The following is a 16411-nucleotide window of genomic DNA, read 5'->3' on the forward strand; positions in this document are numbered from 1 at the left end:
TTCGGAGTCGAATCGGCCCGTCGCGCGCGTTGCAACTGTCCGTCTCGGCGATGAATACGGTCTGAAATCAGCTCGAATTCGTAGATTTCGGGGTCGCCTGGAGCAAAACGAATGCCAACCTGGTGATTCGTATTCATCGCGCAGCCGTGTTAATGTTCCAACTCGTTCGAGCGCATGCGTTCGGATGACTTACGGTCCCGTGGCTCAGTGGGAGAGCGTCCGCTTCACACGCGGAAGGTCGCTGGTTCGATCCCAGCCGGGACCACAATAAGAAACCGCCTGTTAACAGGCGGTTTCTTGCGTTCTAGGCAGACCGGATTCTTGGGTGCGTGGGCCCTACGTGGGCCCTACGGATTTGTTGGTCTCGGCGGGCACTGCTGGTTATGTGACGGCTTGGCTCGGTAGCGGCAGGCTCTGACGCAGCTCTGGTATGTTCGGTGTCATACGGCCCCCGTTGGTAGGCGAACACCTGCCGAGAGCAGTGATCGGGCGGTTTCATCGCCGCCTGTAGCGAAAAGGAATCTCGGGGATAACAGCAGGCCACTCACATGACGCCAGCCGCAGAAAGTCACCTGCCGTGCGGAACAGCCAGTAATTCTGGAGTTCCGTCGTGTCTTCTGCAACTACCCTTCCTGAGCTTCGCGCCTTTTCAGTGCCCGAGGTCTCCGAACGCCTGCAAATCAGCCAACGCGCCGTCTGGCGCTTGCTTGCCGATGGTCAGCTGAAAACCCTCTTTGCCCGTAAGCCGGGCGTACCGGTGCGCATTCCGGCAGAAAGCCTGCGCGCACTGCTGGCAAATGGCCACCGTGACGGCATTGGTGGCGATGCCTGATGCCGCACACACAAAACCCCGCCAGCAGCGCTGACGGGGGCTTGAAGAAGACTGGGGAGTCTTCGGACAACGAAATGCCACGGCCGTCGCATACGGCCGTCTCTGTCAGTCCATCGCGGACACGGGTCGTATCGACCGGATCGTCGTGCCCGTGACGGCCGGCACGCTGAACCCCGTCGAGCTCGGAGAGGTCGTGGCCACCCGCGACAAGCTAATGGTCCCTATCTAGACGGCCCGGCACCCGAGATTGGCTGTGCGCTTTTTCCAAGCAAGGGGCCGTGGGTAAAACACATGGAGAGAGTCCTGCGAGCGTGCCAACGACGCGGAGAAGCCTTCCTGATGGCCACCACGATTGTGTGCCTGGACCGGGACGGGCAATGGTGTCGGCAAGCCGTATGGCTCGCCTGCGGATGCTTGGGATGCTCGACGACGCCATCCGTGAGCACGCAGTGGACATCATCGACCGTATGCACTGGGTGGTCAACGCTGCAAGAGCGTGTTTGAGACGCTGAGCGGCATTCTGCGGGGCCTTGAAGCAGCCCCGCCCCGCCTTGCTCATCATCGATTCGTTCGTCAAGGCAATCGCGCGATGGGATAGCGAGAACGATGCCCTCGGATGCCAACCGTTGCTCGGCCTCGCAGAGGGGCTGCGGATCCGCTGCTCGGTGGTGGTGATCAACCACGAAGGTCAAGACCACGAGCCGGCCGCGTGGTGCGGCGGTGAAGGTAGACACCCCGACTCGGTCGTGATGCTGCGCCCCGTGAGGACGCAGACGCCGATGTGGTCGCGGCACCTCGCCGGCTCCGGTGACCTCATGGCCTCGGGGAGTCGCCTCCGTGTAGCGCGAGGGTGGTGGTGCAGTTTCACACCAAGCCAGCGAGGTCGTTCTGGGCATGCCGCCGGTACCCGACTCTGCGATGCAGCGCTCGACTTCGGCCCGCCGCTGCGAGTTCGGGTCGGTACTGGTGGTGCGAGCGGCCGAGATGGCCGTCTCAGCAGCTTCTTTCGCAGCCTTCGCTGTCAGCAGATCGACCGAGTACGGCTCACCGCGCCGCACTCGGACTACCTGGCGCCGACGCCTACGAGGGTGCGCTGGACTTATCCGACCGACTCGGTGAGGGCGAGGTTACGCGGTTGGTAAAACGCATTCTGCGGAATTTCCCCCTGGTTGGCGGGCCGCCGTCAGGTCAGCACATGGCCGTGGTCCATGCGGGTATGGCGCACCTGGCGCTGATAGGGCTGCGGCGCGGCGAGCTGGCCGGGCTGCGTTGGAACGCAATTGATTTGGACGCCGAACGCATCCCCGTGGTCGAGCGGACCCGGGATCGCGTCACAGGCTGAACCATCGATCAGAATACCTGCAAGACCACCCGCGCGCGGCGATCACTGAAACTGCCGGCCTAGATGCTGGCCGTTCTGCGGGGCTGCAGGAACGACAGCGTATCGCCAGCAAGTGAGCTGGTGAACCATGGGTCGGAGTACGAAATCGTCACGTGCTCAAGCACTGTGACGGCCGCGCAGTAGCGCCGCGGACTCTCAATGACTGGCGAAAGGAGGCGGTGCGGTACGCGGAATCCCAATCTCGCTCACTTCGATGGTGGTTTGAAGATTTTCCAGCCAAGGTCGTCGACCCTTGCAGCACATACGCGACCTGGGAAGTTTTGCAGGCAACCGATTAGTGCTGTGGTAGGTCAGTGCCAGTCAGGATTCGGCCATCTCATCCGGTGGCGGCCCCGGCAGTGAGATACGACTGCGATAGTGCAGTGTGTATCTGCACGCAGTTTTCGAGGGGGACGCGGTCAGCCCCCTTCATCTCACACAGTTCGAGTCCCGCGACGAGCCCAACTTGAGCTGCGAACAACCCGTATCCCTGGGCGTTCTGTGCATGGAAGGCTGCGCCAACATTCGCGCTGTGAACTGTTCCTAGTAGCTGAACCAGGTTTCCGTGCGCAACGCGAGACAGGTCTTCATAAGCATCAGCTCCGTTGGTAGGCAGCATTTTCGCCACCAGATTTGCAATCTTTGGAACCTTTGCCTTTGGCAGGTGAGGTTGCCTGCTACGCCAAGTATTAAATTGTCTTCCCACTTCAATGCTGTCCGGCACTGAACCGAGGCTCGACTTCATTTCCTGGTACGACTGGTTGAACAAGGCCGACATCCGTGAAATCCTCAGTTCCGGCAGGTCTGCGACGCTAAGCCACCAACTCCGGCTTGCATACTCAACTGCTGAGCGTGCCAGCACCGCGGGCGATGTCAGCATTGGGCCCTCGAGCGAAAAAAGTTTGCCAACGCTGTAGATGAAGTCTCCGGCCCCAAGGAGAAATGCGGAACTGCATTGGTGTGCGGTCTTGAGTGGATCAGGCATCAGGTCGTCGCCGTGTTCGCGATCGTATTCGTCTATTTGAATACCAGGCTCGCTGAACGGAATTTTCGCCACGTCATTGATTGCCAAGGCAGTGGCGTTACACAACAGATACAGGTTCTCCCAACTAACTTCCAATTCGGCAGGCATTTTTACAGATTATCTGCATGCTCCGGATACTTGGGGTTCGGCGGCGTGCACGAGTCGATCGGAAAGATCGGCTGTAGGCCGCAACGGAGAGTTCATGGACGTGCTGGATCGCGCTGCTGCCGACTTCGTTCGTTCGGTCGCCGGGATGCCGGGCAGAAGTTCGATTGACTTATTGCCTTATTGCGCCCGCCGTTGAAAGTATGCGCTTCCTTGAGAAACTCCACACGTACCCCGCGCTCGTTGAGCCAGCGGACGGTGCGTAACAGGTCTTGGTGTTGCGGTCGAGCGGTTCATCGAGTGCGCCACCCTATGCGTCGCCGTCGCGCTCAACAGGCTCGGCTTCGCCGCGTACCTCGATGAGGTATCCGCACAGTTTGTGCCAGTGGTACCTCGCCGAGTGTGATTCAGCTGGCCACCGGTCGACGTTCGCTGGTGCTTTTGAGCTCGGCGGGTTTCTCGATGTGAGGCTTCGGCGTCCTCTTCAGCTTGTTATCGATGATGAGTTTGGTCCGTGCCGCATTGATCTGCGCGTCAGTGGCATGCCCAGCTAGAACCCGATGGACGGTATCTACCGAGACACCGACACCGGCAGCGATCTCGCGAATGGACTCATCGCGATCGCGGCGGGCGAGGATGGCCGCGCACTTGTCGCCATCGACGACCGTGGGGCGTCCCCCGACTTTGCCGCGCCTGCGGGCGGCCTCGAGGCCGTTGCGGGTCTTGCGCACAATGTCGCGGCGCCGGCCTCGGCTAAAGCGAGTGCGAGGTCGAGGACTTGTGACCGCTCGGTGTGCTCGCCGACCGCGATGCCGCGCTCGAACAGGTCCGTCAAGACCAGCAGCCCTTCGACGAGGATGCGGCCGAGACGGTCGACCTCCTGGACAGTGAGCAGATCATCGGGACGGAGGTAGTGGAGGGCGGCCTGCAGCCCGGGGCGCTTGTCGACGCTGAGTGCGCCCGAGACTTTCTCCTCGAACACTTTGATGCAAATCGGGTCGAGCGCGTCGCGCTGGCGCTGCGCCTCCTGTTTGTCGGTGCTCACGCGCACCAGTCCGACGAGCGTCACGGCGATTCACCGCTCAGAAAAGGCGTTCATCTTGTGTTCTCGATGGTACTAATTGTCGAACGGGTTTTTGAACATTGGCGACGGTCATTCGGTATCGATCTGAGCAGCGTTCCACCTGTTCAGCCAACGACCGTTTGTTGAACTACTGGTAAGCAGTATTGATCCTCCGGGGACCTCCCGGTTCGACTCACTTCGCAAAATCTATAAGGGTGATGGTACCTTTGTGAGGCGCCACCACAGGTCCGAGCCGCAACTCCGCGGACGGCAAGATGGGCGGCGCACCCCAGGAAGGAGTCAGCCATGCTGCTGACCACCACTCAGGCCGCTGATGAGATCGCGACCGGTTTGCGCCACGGAGCCGACGAGCCCAGCGTCTTCCCCGACAAGGTCGTCTCACTCGCGCATGCCCACCGCCTCACGAACAAGGGCAGCGGAGCGCGCTACATGTTCGACCAGGCCGAGGTTGAGGCGTTCGTCACGGACACCCGCTTCGTCCCCGACCTTGACGAGGTGCGCCAGCTGCACCCCGCGGGGGAGGTATACCGCGTCTCAGTCAAGCCACGCGAAACGCGCAGCAGCCCGTTCACGGTTCGCGGGAGTGTCTACAAGTGGATCGGTGTCGACTTTGCCGACGACCCCTCATGTGACGACGAACTCGGCGGATGGAGTGGAGTGTGGCCGGTTAATCACAACGTCGTTAGGGATCTGGTCGCCAACGAGGCGCTCGTCTATGCAAGCATGCGCGACTATATCGGCAGGGGCCACATGCGCACGATCGTTGACGTCGAGCCGGTCGGCGACCGCTACTTCTTCGTGACTCGGCCCGCGTCGGAGGAAGTATGCGACTGGCTCGGGGCGGGTGCATGGATCAAGACCCCGGGTGGCCCGATCTCCGCGCTACTGTAGCGGCCAACGACTAACCAGCCCCGTCACGGCTCGTTCTGTGACGGGGACTCGGCTCGCGTTGGTGCCGTTGTTCTGCCTCTCGGCCGGCACCCGTATGCAGCGCGTCTTTCGCAGAGGTCTAGACCCCGGTGTGAGTTGTTCCAATCAAGCGAATGCGGACCCTTATCTTGACGCATGATCCGACGAACAGTTCTGGCTGACCAGGGTGTACCCCAGAGCGACGCAGTTTGGGCGGTGTGGTTGTCGCCGGGTGTTCGTATGCTCACTGGATGATTAATGAGGACTTCCCCCATACGCTCGTAGGAATCCGCGAGTTCGCAAGCCAGGCCACAAGGTGGGGAAACGTAGTGGCCCAATTCGGGCTGGCGGCGGCGAATTTCTCGCCGCTCTACCGAGAGCCCGGGATCGTCTCAATCGACGCGATAGACGCCGAGGTGGGTAGCAAGATCGATGTGGAGGGGCCGCTGCTGACTGCTCATCGTCTCGCGAAGTTCTATGTGATCTCCTGCGGCGACGCTCTGTCGTCCTGCTGCGAACTGATCGGCAAGGACCACCCGATGCACATAGGCTCCGCAGCGCTAGCGCGCACAGCTGCCGAGCACGCGTCGAAGGCAATGTTCTTGGCGGACCCCGCGATCGACTGGAAGCAGCGAGTCCTGCGCACGCACGAACTGTTCAAGTCCAGCCTCCAGGAGTACAAGTCGTCCAACGACGTCGGCGCGACGAACCTGATCAACGACTGGCAGAAGTGGCGCGCAAGGACGGGGGCATCTTTTTCTGGCGTCTCACGCCAAACCGTCGGCAACAACCGCGCTCTCATTGAGAAGTACTTCGACCATGCCCTCGCCTACGACGAACTGAGTAGGCCCACACACGGGAACGCGACTTGGTTGACGCTGGCGGTGATCCAGGAACAAAAAGGCACGAATTACACCTGGTGCGCGACGCTGCGGAACTTCTGCTTCGCGATGGACGTGTGCATTGCGGCAAGCAATCGGCTCTGCGAACTCTGGGGACTGGACCGAGATGAGGTGCTTCGCGCAATGGCCGAACGCAACTCAGTCGACCCGATCTCGTGGGAAGACTTCGGCGGAATGTGCGAGTGGGTCCGCGTAGGAGTCGACCACTTGACAGACAACGTCGTCGTGGACTGGAGGGAAGATCCGCAGCCCTGTCGATGATCGATGAGCCGTCGGGAACGAGTACCGTTCGACGTTCCTTTTGCAGGGACACTCACCGAGCGGGTCTTACGGACACGTATTCTCCCTGACGAGGTGTCCGGGGCCGAGCGTCCGCTCACCGACCGGCTTACGGACACAGGCGGTCAAGGTCGGGTTACCAGTCGCTGACGGATCTACGAACGCTTTGGGCGACGATCGTCCGGGGCGCGTCGTTTGAGATGTTCGACTAACGACCTTGGTCTCAACAGACCGAGACCGTTTGCTGAACGAGCCAGAAGTTGTCACCCGTATTCTGGACCAGCAGCGTAGATGGCGGCCACCACGGTTTCGAGCATGTCAACATGTTCCACTGGCAGCTTGATGGGATCGCCTTCGGAGTGGGGAGAATCTATGCCCAAACACTGAACGTACTGCGCCACGAATGTCGTTGTGGTCGAGGCTGGTACTGGAACGAGGTGCAGGGGATAGCGGTCGTCGCCCGCTTCCGAGACGTGTTTCTTAGCGGTTTTTCGAGCATCGCAGATCAGTTTGAGGGTCGGACGGACGTCGGTGGGTCAGTGGGGGGCAGTGATGGTGAGATGGCTGTCCGGGGTGCGGGTGGTGATTGACCGGCTCACGGACGGAATACGGCGCGAGCATCGCGGGCGCAGGAAGGCAAGATGGGTCCATGCCACTGTTGATGCCGAGTGAGACGCAACGCGGCCAATCGTGGCTGACGAACTTTGCCGAAAGTGAACGCCCAGTTGCCACGCTCCTTCTCGACAGCTTGCAGATTGCAAGCCCAGAAGACATCTATCACGGACTCAAGTCCCGAATCGGGGCACTTGCTCCTGAGCTTAATGGGCGTGCTGTAGTCATCCCGGTGCTGAGTATCGAAGATATTGAGAGAGCCTCCAGCGAAAATCAACGAGAGCAAGTGGCTGCCCGTCACGTCGCGTACGAAACGTTCGCACCGGGTATGCGCGGCGCGGTGACTCCAGGCAGCGAAGCCACCGTCGGAAACGTGATCCGCGAATTCACCGGTGAAGCACCGGGCAAGGAAAACGGACCATGGTTGCACCCGTCGTCGAGCATCGACGATCTTCGTGCGCGCAACTGCCAGGCGATCGTCCTGGTGACTGATTACACGAGCTCGGGTCGTCAGGTGATCGATTTCGCCGCCACCTTTCCACGTAACGCTCAGTTGCGAAGCTGGCGGTCGTTCGATCGATTGGAAATCATCGTGGTGACCCACACGGCGTCAGCTTTTGCGGTTGCATCGATCGAGAATGCGCCGACCATTGATCATATTCGGCCGCATACTCCTGCTGCATCTTTTGACGACGCCGAATGGTCTGCACAAGAGCGTTCTGCTATCGAAGAGCTATGTAATCGCTATACGCCCCCGGGGGAGCGGAAACAGGCACTGGGTTACAAGGCCAGCGGTGGTCTTTTTCTAACCATGACCAGCGTGCCGAATAACCTTCCATTCATACTGCGACGCAAATCGCACGGGTGGAAACCATTTCTCGATGGCCGCACGATGCCGTCGGACCTTGTCAGGGAATTGAGCGGCTATGAGGCGCGCAATCGGGATCTGAGTGAGGTAATCCGCGGTGCTAACCAGAGAAGAGTCGCAAATGCCATCGATTCAGGCAGGCTCCGTACGCAGTCGGAGAGGCTAGTTGCGACCCTGGCACTCGTCGCACACAGCGCTCAGACGTCGACGTCTCTCGCGCACCGTCTTGCCATACCGGTTGAAGAGGTGGATGCGTTGATCGGTTTTCTAGTCAAGGTGGGCTTCATCACCAAGGACTTCGAAATCACCCTGGTTGGCCGGAACGAGCTGCGGCATGCCAAAAGACTAGACCGCGTCGCGACAAGCCATCGAAGCAACAACCCTAATCCCTACTACCCTAAGATGTTGCGATGAGGAGTCGAGGTGGTGAACCTAGGACGCCGGTGCCTCGCACCGGCACATCGAGTCGAACGGCTCGAAGGTCACGGCTGACCGTGATCGTTGGACTATCCCTCGCTACGCGTGCTCGGGCGAACGTGACATTTCCCGACGCGAGCTGGGGCCACGTCCGCCCGACCTGTCGGGATAACACCAAAAGTAGATGAACCCCTCGACTCTTCACCAGTACGTCGAAGCTGGCAAGTCCGCGGGCGTACCGTTAGATATCCTCCGGGCCAGCGTCGCACAAGCGTCGGCCACTCGCTCGCGAGGAGCTGGTCCGATCTTGAGTCTGGGACACCTTGCGCACCTCACCGGCGCTCCCTACTTGTACCTACGGGAGATCGTCCAGCGTAAGAGAGACCCTTACGATGACGTGATCTTGTCCAAACGCTCCGGTGGAACCAGGTCGATTTCTGCCCCCGAGCCCATTCTGATGGACGTGCATCGTACGGTTCTGCACCGAGCGCTTTGTAATCTTCCCCTCCACCCGTTCAGTTATGCCTACACGGCGGGGCGCAGCGTCCAGCAGTGCGCCGAGCAGCATCTCGGTGCTCGATGGATGATCAAGTTCGACTTGCATGACTTCTTCGGTCAGATTCAAGAGCGCGATGTCTTCCGTGTATTCGAAGGCCGCGGCTACTCCCGATTGGTGTCACTTGAGTTAGCGCGGTTATGTACGCGGTCGACGGTATTCGATCGATCTGAGCGGGGGAGCGGACGTTACGCAGCCATTCCGAGTTACGAGGCGCAGGTTTCCGGGCGTCTGCCGCAAGGCGCACCCACAAGCGGTGCACTATCGAACATGGTTGCCACACCGCTCGACTACGACATGGCGGGGTTTGCCGCCCGTAGCGGTTTCACGTACACCCGTTATTCGGACGACATGGTTTTGTCAACAACACTCAACGCATTTGACCGAACACAGGCGAAGTCAATCATCCGTGAGGTCAGCGAAATAATAGGCTCTAACCGCTTCCAACTGCATCGAAAGAAGACAAAGGTGGTACCTCCAGGCGCACGACACATCGTGCTCGGGTTGCTGGTTGATGGCGACCGCCTGCGACTTACGCCGGAATTCCGTCGCAAAGTCGAGGTCCACATACGTGGTGTCAGTGAATTTGGGATTGCGGACCATGCCACACATCGCCGATTCGATTCGCTGCTTTCGTTCGTTAGCCATGTCGACGGGTGCATTGCCTATGCACGTTCCGTGCAGCCCGACTGGGCAGATGCACGACAGCACGAGTGGTTGGTGGCACTGCGAAAGCACGGATTCCCTATCTGAGTTCACTTCCGGAGTGTGATCCACGCCATGCGACTGCTTGATCAAGACATCCCGACCATTGCGTCGCGCTTTATCTACGGATAAGACATCCCGTCAGCAACGAAAATCGCCTCGATCAAGTTCTGGTTGGTCGCCCCCGCGATGCGCTCGTCAATTCCTGTAGTCGTAAGGTCGAGCGCCCGGAGAGAATCACCCACCTTGGCGATCGCGAGGCAGCGGCGGACCCGGTCAGGGTGGTCCTGGGCGTAGCGCGACAGCGCTGACCACTTCGCCGAGGTGTCGGCGAGGTCGAACCGGTGGGGGTCGACGATATCCATGACGTACTCGCCGTCACCGTCGTCGTGCCAGAACAGGAAGTCGGGGTGCATCAGCTGATGCTTGTCGCCGAACACGTAAGGCACAGCCAGTGCGTGCCGGCCCGAGGAGGGATTCCGATACCAGCCAACGAGTGTTTCGGCGGCAAGCTCGAAGTCGAGGACCTGCGCTTCCCATGATGAACGAGACGTGTCCACCGGAAACCCGCCCGCGTTGGGTTTGCCCACAGGGATGACGTACAGGTGCGATGAACGCGTGGGTATCGGTTCGGTGGACTTGTCCCGGATCTTCTCTGTCGCAGCTGGATACACGTCACGTACCTCAACCGTCGTGGGCAGCATCGGTGATCCGCCCAGGTGCCACAGAGGCTCGATCTGGTCCCGGACGTGCCGCGGGCGCGCCGACACTTTCGCGCGGTGCTGTTCGCGCCAATCGCCGATCAGAACGGCCGACTGTTCCTCGATCACAGTCTTAAAGCCGAGATCGGCCATCGCGGCCAAGCGCGCCGAGGCGTCGACCTCCTCTTCCCCCGCGTCACACAGTTCTTTGAAATACCAGTTCGCCGATCCGTCCGGGAGCAGGCGCCTGGCCTTCTGGAAGTAGCCTTCTAAGTCGCGCTCGTTGATGGTGGTGTCAGACTTGCCGACGCTCTGCAGGATCGTTTCGCCGTAGGCAACCATCGTCGTGCTGATCGTCAGCGATGTGATGTCGGCGACCTTCGCGTCGATCTCATAGCTACGCTGGCCATCGCTTGCGCGCATCTGATCGACGATCCACTGCTTGGCCTTCGCTGATCCCTGAGTGATGAAGCCGTGCTCAGTGAGCGCGACGGCCAGGTGCATCAACTGGGCGGTGTGCGAGCTGAACGACGCTTTCTGGCGCGTGTACGACGGGAGCGTGTCGAGTAGGTCAAACAGTTCTGCGGGCACGTCAGAGGACTTGTCGCACACGACCGGCGCCACAACAATGTCGACCTCGACGGTTTCGTCCTCGGTCAGGGCGTTCACGACCCGGGCGACGTGCTCCGTGCGGAAACCCGGCAGGTACGCGGCCACCTCGTTGAGCCGGTCGTCGCCGCTGTCGGCACGTTTGGCCAGCGGGGTGCGGACGAGCCGGCCGATCAGCTGGGCGATCTCGGTGAAGCTGTCCTTGTTCTGGAAGGAGATCATGACCTCGGCGCGTGGGCAGTCCCATCCGGTGGTCAATGCGGATTTGAACAGCACTACCCGAGCCTGGTCGTCGCCGGAGATGGCCTCGGGAGGCAGGTAGCGAATAGCCCTGTCTCCCACCTTCTTCGGTCCGTGGGGGTCACCAAATGCGTGGGCGACCGCGTAATCGGACAATGCTGGCCAGGTCGACTCCATCACGGACAGGATCTCTGCGAGTCGGGCTTCCTCCTTCGCAGGCGTCATGCCCTGCTCGACCTGGACAACCAGCAGCGGCTCGACGAGCCGGTCGCCGGTGGTCTCATGGTGAATACGCCACGCCTCATCTGCGGACTTCAGATCCTCGACAGCGAGGGCCAGCATCGTGTTGTCGGCCGATTGGGACTCGCCGATACTGCGCAACAGGATTCGATCCTTGAGTAGGCCTGACTCGCGGACATCGCCGGCCTTCACCTCTACTAGACGCATGGTGCGGTCCGCTGCTTGCATAGCGGTTTGGAACCGATCGGGGGTCGCCGAGATCCCGAGGACCACCGGGGCCGGCGGCTGCGTCGTGCCGATGTTGGTTGTGCCGCCGCCGACTATGGTCCCGGCGATCGATTTGCGGTCGGTATTCTTCGTACCGGAGCCGCGGTGTGCCTCGTCCCAGATCACCAGGAAATCCTCACCGCGCTCGCGCACGGTGTTGGCGATCATGTCCCAGGCTCCGTGGGTCCGGTTATCGTTGTGGCTGCCGTCGGGCCTTATCGAATGCAGCGTCGAGTTCTTTTGCAGCGCCTGGATATGAACGAAGTAGATCACCCCGGGTTCGAGGGTGCGATGGTCGTCGTCGCCGACGTAGCGGATGCGGGTGATGTCAATTACACCGCCCGACGCCTGGGTGATCTTGTTGATGGTCTGGGCGTTGAGTGACCGATCGTCAGTGATCCACAAAACCGTCATCTTCGGATTCGGCTGGCGTGTCGGGGTGCCCTTGTAGATGCCTTCGAGCACGGCCGTGGCGACCACGGTCTTTCCCGCACCTGTGGGCGCGGTTAGGCCGACTGCTGTGCGTTCACGGTCTTCGAGGTAGCCAGCACGTGCCTTCGCGAGATTCGTCAGGACCGACTCGACCGCAGTGCTCTGGTAAGACTCCAGCGTGAACTTCATCGCGCACCACCAGCGATGTTGATGGTGTAGTTCGACAGGTAGTCCTCGTAGAGCTGGACGGTCTCAATGCCTACGGGGAGCCGCTCGACTGCATGCTGATATTCGGCTTCGGAGTCAGTGATGATGAACACCACAGCAGCCGGTTTCCCACTGGTGGCTGCGTCAGTGGCAGCAGCAGCGAACGCACTCAGCACGTCGATGTCGAACAAGACGCCGTACGTGTCGGTGAGCGCCCAACCCTCATCGGGCACCTCACCTATTCGAGGGCCGCGCGCGCCGCCTTCTAGCCACATCAGTGGAGCGACCGACTCGAACTCATGCCCACGGCGGACTAGGCCGGGGTCCAGATATGTCAGGTCGAACATCTCGACATTCGCAGGGAGACCTTCGGAGTACATCGAACCGTCGGGACGCGTGCCGGTGACAACGGTGGAGATCCGTGGCCGGCATACGTTCTCGAATACACCTCGTGCCTCCCAGTCAGGATCACCGTGGTGGACACCGAGCGAACGCAACATGCTCGCCTCGCTGATTGCCACCTCATTGTTCGTGACCAGGATGGACTGGCGGCTACCGCCGTCTTCTCGATTGAGGCGCATAACCGCCTCGGTCGTGGTGCCAGAACCACCGAAGAAGTCAACGATGATGCTGTCAGGCGCGTTGTTCGCCCAGCGTATCAGCTGTTCGACCAGCCTTCGGGGCTTCTTCCCGTTGTTGAACGGAACGCCCCCCTCTTGATCGACCCGCGCCATGTCCTTGAAAAAGCCCTTCCACAGGTCACCTCGGATCACGGTCCGGCCATATCGTGACTTATGGTCATCGCTCCAGCGATAGTTCATGGCCAGCGGCATCACCTGCACCTCTGTGCCGCTGGGCAGTGTCGTGAGTATGTAGCTCCGATTCTCAGCCTGAAAGGTGATGTATTTGCCTACAGGAGGGCATTGGCCACGACAGCTGACGGGAAGGCGATCTGTTCGCGCAATCCGGTCAACATTCTCTTCAATGAATCTCTGCGCAGCATCAGACACCGCGAGGAGCTTGTCCATGCTCTTCATGCTGAAGCCCCTGCGCGTCAGTAGGCCGTACCTCTCGATATCAATGCGCACGTCTTCAGCCCCGAGTAGCTCGTCGGAAAGGGCTCCGACAGAACCGTCTGGATACAGCCACATTGTGTAGTTAGGTGCCCAACCATCAACACTGTCCAGTAGCGGCGTGTGGGGTACACGATCGAACTCATCGCTCTTGCGATAGATCACGACATACTCGACGTTTTTCACGATCGTGCCCTGCTGCGCGTTAACCGTTTTCGGACCTGAGGTCGTCGACATCTCTACGGTGATCACGTTTACACAGTTTTCAGCGCCGAAAACCTGGTCCATCAGCATGCGGAGGCGGTGCTGTTCGTCGTCGCCAATCGACACCATGATCGCCCCGGATGGCTTGAGCAGGTGCCATGCAACATTGAGTCGGCGCTCCATGAATGAAAGCCACTTTGACGACCTTGCACGGTCACTGCTGTCGACGAATCGGTCGTTATAAAGCCACGATCGTTTCCCGCCGGTGTTGTACGGCGGGTCAATATAGATCAGATCGACCTTCTCGTGATGCGTAGACCGGAGAGCCTGCAGGGCATGGAAGTTCTCGCCGTTGATCACGACGTGCCACGGCGCGTCCGCGTGGCCGTTCTCGATCCGCTCGAGCGATCGCAGTCCGGGATAGATCCGCTCCCCGAACTCCCGGACAACGACCAGCTCGGAGATATGGTGCTCGCCCCCCTCGCCGCTGAGAACTGCTACCTCGCGAGTCCGGTCTGTGAACCTGTCCACTATCCATGTCTCGGTGGACGACTCATCGCGTAGCGCCACTCGGATGCCCTTGCGGATTGGATGCTCGGGAAGGCGGACCGACTCGGGCAAGTGCCTGTCGAATACCAGCCCGAAACGTCGAGAGCCGCGCAAGAGGTCAACCTCCTGGGCCAGTCGTGCTCGCAGCGTCTCATCGTCGATCCGCGAAATCAGCTGGTCAAGGACGTTGGATTCGTTAGGCAATTCGTCCCCTTGTGTGCGTACGGCTCAACTGCAATCGACTGAGAAGCCTATGTTGCGCTAACCGAAGGTTGGTCGGTGGGGGCAGCGACAGTGAGGCGCAGCCACCCGTAATGTCATCTTGATGCGGCATCGGGTCTGATCGATCAAAAGCGGCGGTTGTCGCGTCAAGCTTCCCGACGAACGGGACCGCAAGCTCGGCCTTGGCGATGGCATGTATTAGGTAGCAGACGGGCTGTGTCGCCCGAACTCGGCGCCGGCTTGTGGAGGTCGCGGTGGCCGATTTCCCCGGCAAGGCCGGCGCGCAGTAGTTTTCGGGCCGCGGTGCAGCACTGCGCGACGGGAGGTCTTTGAGCGAGAGGGAGGGGTGTGCCCTTATGAACAATCCAGGCGGGCAGTCGGTTGATCCCGGCCGGGGTGCGGTGGCGGCTGTAGGACGCGGACGGTGTGATTTGCGCGCGTAGCGGCTGGGCACGACGAACCACCCGTCGTCAGTGGAGAAACCCCCTCGCACTGACGTGGTGCGGGGTGGTAGCCGGTGTTACCGACGTGAAGCGCGCCTGGCGAGTTCGTCGTCACGAGTACCGGCATGCTGGTAGCGCATTGCGGCCTTGACGCTGCTGTGTCCCAATCTCGCCATAGTCTCGGCCACGGTCGCGCCGGTTTGCGCGTAGCGAGTTCCTGCATAGTGGCGTAAAGAGTGAAACGCAAGGTCAGAGCGCCCTGCTGCTGCCCTTGCCTTCCGCCAGTGGTTATTCACGGTGCTTTGTGACACGTAGCCACCGTTACGGTCTGTCCACAGCAATGCACCCGGTTTCACGGACTCGACGTGGGCGGCCACTATCCGGGCGTCGTGGCCGAAAATAGCGATGATTCGTCGCCCTGCGGCGCTCTTCGGAGGCCCGGCTACCTTGGCGATGCCGTTGCCTTCGACGATGCTGCGCACTACAGCGATCCGCACCGCGTCCACCTCGCCGTCGCCGTCGCACTCAACGGCCACATCGTCGCTGGTCAACCCGATTACCTCGCCGAATCGCAGGCCACCGGCGGCGGCGATGATCACGAATGGTTTGTACTTCGGCACGATCTTTTCGATGACGATGTCCAGCTCGACCTCGGTCGGAGGCGTTGTGGACTTCCCCGTGGTAGTAAGCGAGCCACCCTTGATTTTGCAAGGGTTTGCGCTGATCAGGCCATCTTCTACGGCTGTTTTCAATATCGATTTCATTAAGTCGTAGGCCCTCGCTGTGGCCGTGGCCTTGCCCGTTGCGAGTAGTTCAGATCGCCACTCGCGGACTGCGTCGGGGCGTATTTCGTTGATGGGTGTTGCCGACCAATGGAATAGCGATCCGGTTGTGCCAAGCATCCGCTCGTATTCCTTGCGGGTGCGGGGGCGTAGCGGCTCGCCCTTGCTATTGGTCCTGGTGGCGACCCATTTCTTGGCGTACACACCGAACGCGACAGCTTTACGTGCCTTCTCGGCCTGAGTGGCCTGCTGTGCCACGGCAGCGTCATCTGGGTGCACCCAGGTTCCCCTGGCGATTGCGTCCTGCTGCGTGTTCAGCCAGGTCTGTGCCGCACCTTTCGTGCTGAACGTGCTGGGTGCAGGGATACGTTCCGCGCTCCCCGGAGTGGGGTCGGGGTGGCGGGCTCGGTACCGGCCTGACGGCAACTTTTCAATGCCTCCGAAGACTTTTCTGGCCATTCAGCTGTTTTCCTTGATTTTGTGGGCCCTACGTGGGCCCTAGAGTGTCAGAAGTTGGCATTTCTTGGCACGGTGTGGCACTCCTTGGTGCCTCTGACCATATAGTTAGCTGCTCCGAGCAGGTATATCACATCTGGTTCGATCCCAGCCGGGACCACAGAAACATTGAAGGCGTTCCCGATCATCGGGGACGCCTTCAGTCGTTCGAGAGCACAGATGTTCGAGAGCACAGTTATTTCGACATGCAGAACGTCGTCGCAGGTCGCCGGTCGACGATTTCGGTAGCCTGGTCGAAGAGACATTTCGCGA

12 protein-coding genes, 1 tRNA gene and 1 pseudogene are annotated in these 16411 nt (G+C 60.5%); 8 read left to right on the forward strand and 6 right to left on the reverse strand.

Annotated elements, in window-relative coordinates:
- The first annotated feature begins 193 nt into the window (after positions 1-193).
- The 4 genes from ACFT1A_RS03550 to ACFT1A_RS03565 all read left to right on the forward strand — a co-directional run bounded on the left by ACFT1A_RS03550 (position 194) and on the right by ACFT1A_RS03565 (position 2174).
- A tRNA-Val gene (locus ACFT1A_RS03550) sits at positions 194-265 on the forward strand.
- A 345-nt stretch (positions 266-610) separates the two neighbouring features.
- Positions 611-832 carry a helix-turn-helix domain-containing protein gene (locus tag ACFT1A_RS03555; RefSeq protein WP_081329098.1) on the forward strand — a complete coding sequence of 74 codons (222 nt, stop codon included), beginning with the start codon at positions 611-613 and terminating at the stop codon, positions 830-832.
- A 377-nt stretch (positions 833-1209) separates the two neighbouring features.
- The gene (locus ACFT1A_RS03560; RefSeq protein WP_378445856.1) at positions 1210-1344 is read left to right on the forward strand and encodes a hypothetical protein; all 135 of its coding nucleotides are present in this window, start codon (positions 1210-1212) and stop codon (positions 1342-1344) included.
- Positions 1345-2027: 683 nt separating this feature from the next.
- Complete coding sequence (locus ACFT1A_RS03565) at positions 2028-2174, forward strand: hypothetical protein (protein WP_378445857.1); 147 nt, start codon at positions 2028-2030, stop codon at positions 2172-2174.
- Between the two features lie 376 nt (positions 2175-2550).
- Here the strand turns inward: ACFT1A_RS03565 and ACFT1A_RS03570 are convergent, their stop codons facing one another.
- From ACFT1A_RS03570 to ACFT1A_RS03580, 3 genes and pseudogenes are all read right to left on the reverse strand, one after another.
- Positions 2551-3345, reverse strand: a complete 795-nt coding sequence (locus tag ACFT1A_RS03570) for a hypothetical protein (protein ID WP_256065658.1) — start codon at positions 3343-3345, stop codon at positions 2551-2553.
- Between the two features lie 404 nt (positions 3346-3749).
- Positions 3750-4073: a hypothetical protein gene (locus ACFT1A_RS03575; RefSeq protein ID WP_256065676.1), complete on the reverse strand. Its 324-nt coding sequence runs from the start codon at positions 4071-4073 to the stop codon at positions 3750-3752.
- Positions 4074-4189: 116 nt separating this feature from the next.
- A pseudogene (locus ACFT1A_RS03580) lies at positions 4190-4411 on the reverse strand (recombinase family protein); the annotation flags it as partial.
- Positions 4412-4711: 300 nt separating this feature from the next.
- Between ACFT1A_RS03580 and ACFT1A_RS03585 the strand changes: the two are divergent.
- The 4 genes from ACFT1A_RS03585 (at position 4712) to ACFT1A_RS03600 (ending at position 9722) form a co-directional block, all read left to right on the forward strand.
- Positions 4712-5317 (forward strand): hypothetical protein, encoded by a 606-nt coding sequence (locus tag ACFT1A_RS03585; protein WP_378445858.1) that lies wholly within the window; start codon positions 4712-4714, stop codon positions 5315-5317.
- 347 nt (positions 5318-5664) lie between these two features.
- Complete coding sequence (locus tag ACFT1A_RS03590; RefSeq protein ID WP_378445859.1) at positions 5665-6498, forward strand: hypothetical protein; 834 nt, start codon at positions 5665-5667, stop codon at positions 6496-6498.
- Positions 6499-7165: 667 nt separating this feature from the next.
- A complete protein-coding gene (locus ACFT1A_RS03595; protein ID WP_256065655.1) occupies positions 7166-8410 on the forward strand; it encodes a hypothetical protein in 1245 nt (414 codons plus the stop codon).
- A gap of 187 nt (positions 8411-8597) precedes the next feature.
- A complete protein-coding gene (locus ACFT1A_RS03600) occupies positions 8598-9722 on the forward strand; it encodes a reverse transcriptase family protein (protein WP_378445860.1) in 1125 nt (374 codons plus the stop codon).
- Between the two features lie 74 nt (positions 9723-9796).
- Here the strand turns inward: ACFT1A_RS03600 and ACFT1A_RS03605 are convergent, their stop codons facing one another.
- The 3 genes from ACFT1A_RS03605 to ACFT1A_RS03615 form a co-directional block, all read right to left on the reverse strand.
- On the reverse strand, positions 9797-12352 hold the full coding sequence (locus ACFT1A_RS03605) for a DEAD/DEAH box helicase (protein ID WP_256065653.1): 2556 nt from the start codon (positions 12350-12352) through the stop codon (positions 9797-9799).
- Positions 12349-14400, reverse strand: coding sequence for a site-specific DNA-methyltransferase (locus tag ACFT1A_RS03610; RefSeq protein WP_378445861.1), 2052 nt, complete (start codon positions 14398-14400; stop codon positions 12349-12351). Before ACFT1A_RS03610 ends, ACFT1A_RS03605 begins: the two co-directional genes overlap by 4 nt.
- 538 nt (positions 14401-14938) lie before the next feature.
- On the reverse strand, positions 14939-16102 hold the full coding sequence (locus ACFT1A_RS03615) for a tyrosine-type recombinase/integrase (RefSeq protein WP_378445862.1): 1164 nt from the start codon (positions 16100-16102) through the stop codon (positions 14939-14941).
- Positions 16103-16411: the final 309 nt, after the last annotated feature.

The sequence above is a fragment of the Rhodococcus sp. NPDC057135 genome, assembly GCF_042670865.1.
In the GTDB taxonomy this organism is placed as follows: domain Bacteria; phylum Actinomycetota; class Actinomycetes; order Mycobacteriales; family Mycobacteriaceae; genus Rhodococcus_F.

What these genes read in the sequence shown, in the direction of transcription:
- ACFT1A_RS03595 (WP_256065655.1), top strand. Translation starts at nt 7,166, where the DNA reads ATGCCACTGTTGATGCCGAGTGAGACGCAACGCGGCCAATCGTGGCTG.
- ACFT1A_RS03615 (WP_378445862.1), bottom strand. Translation starts at nt 16,102, where the DNA reads ATGGCCAGAAAAGTCTTCGGAGGCATTGAAAAGTTGCCGTCAGGCCGG.
- ACFT1A_RS03585 (WP_378445858.1), top strand. Translation starts at nt 4,712, where the DNA reads ATGCTGCTGACCACCACTCAGGCCGCTGATGAGATCGCGACCGGTTTG.
- ACFT1A_RS03605 (WP_256065653.1), bottom strand. Translation starts at nt 12,352, where the DNA reads ATGAAGTTCACGCTGGAGTCTTACCAGAGCACTGCGGTCGAGTCGGTC.
- ACFT1A_RS03570 (WP_256065658.1), bottom strand. Translation starts at nt 3,345, where the DNA reads ATGCCTGCCGAATTGGAAGTTAGTTGGGAGAACCTGTATCTGTTGTGT.
- ACFT1A_RS03565 (WP_378445857.1), top strand. Translation starts at nt 2,028, where the DNA reads ATGGCCGTGGTCCATGCGGGTATGGCGCACCTGGCGCTGATAGGGCTG.
- ACFT1A_RS03560 (WP_378445856.1), top strand. Translation starts at nt 1,210, where the DNA reads ATGGTGTCGGCAAGCCGTATGGCTCGCCTGCGGATGCTTGGGATGCTC.
- ACFT1A_RS03600 (WP_378445860.1), top strand. Translation starts at nt 8,598, where the DNA reads ATGAACCCCTCGACTCTTCACCAGTACGTCGAAGCTGGCAAGTCCGCG.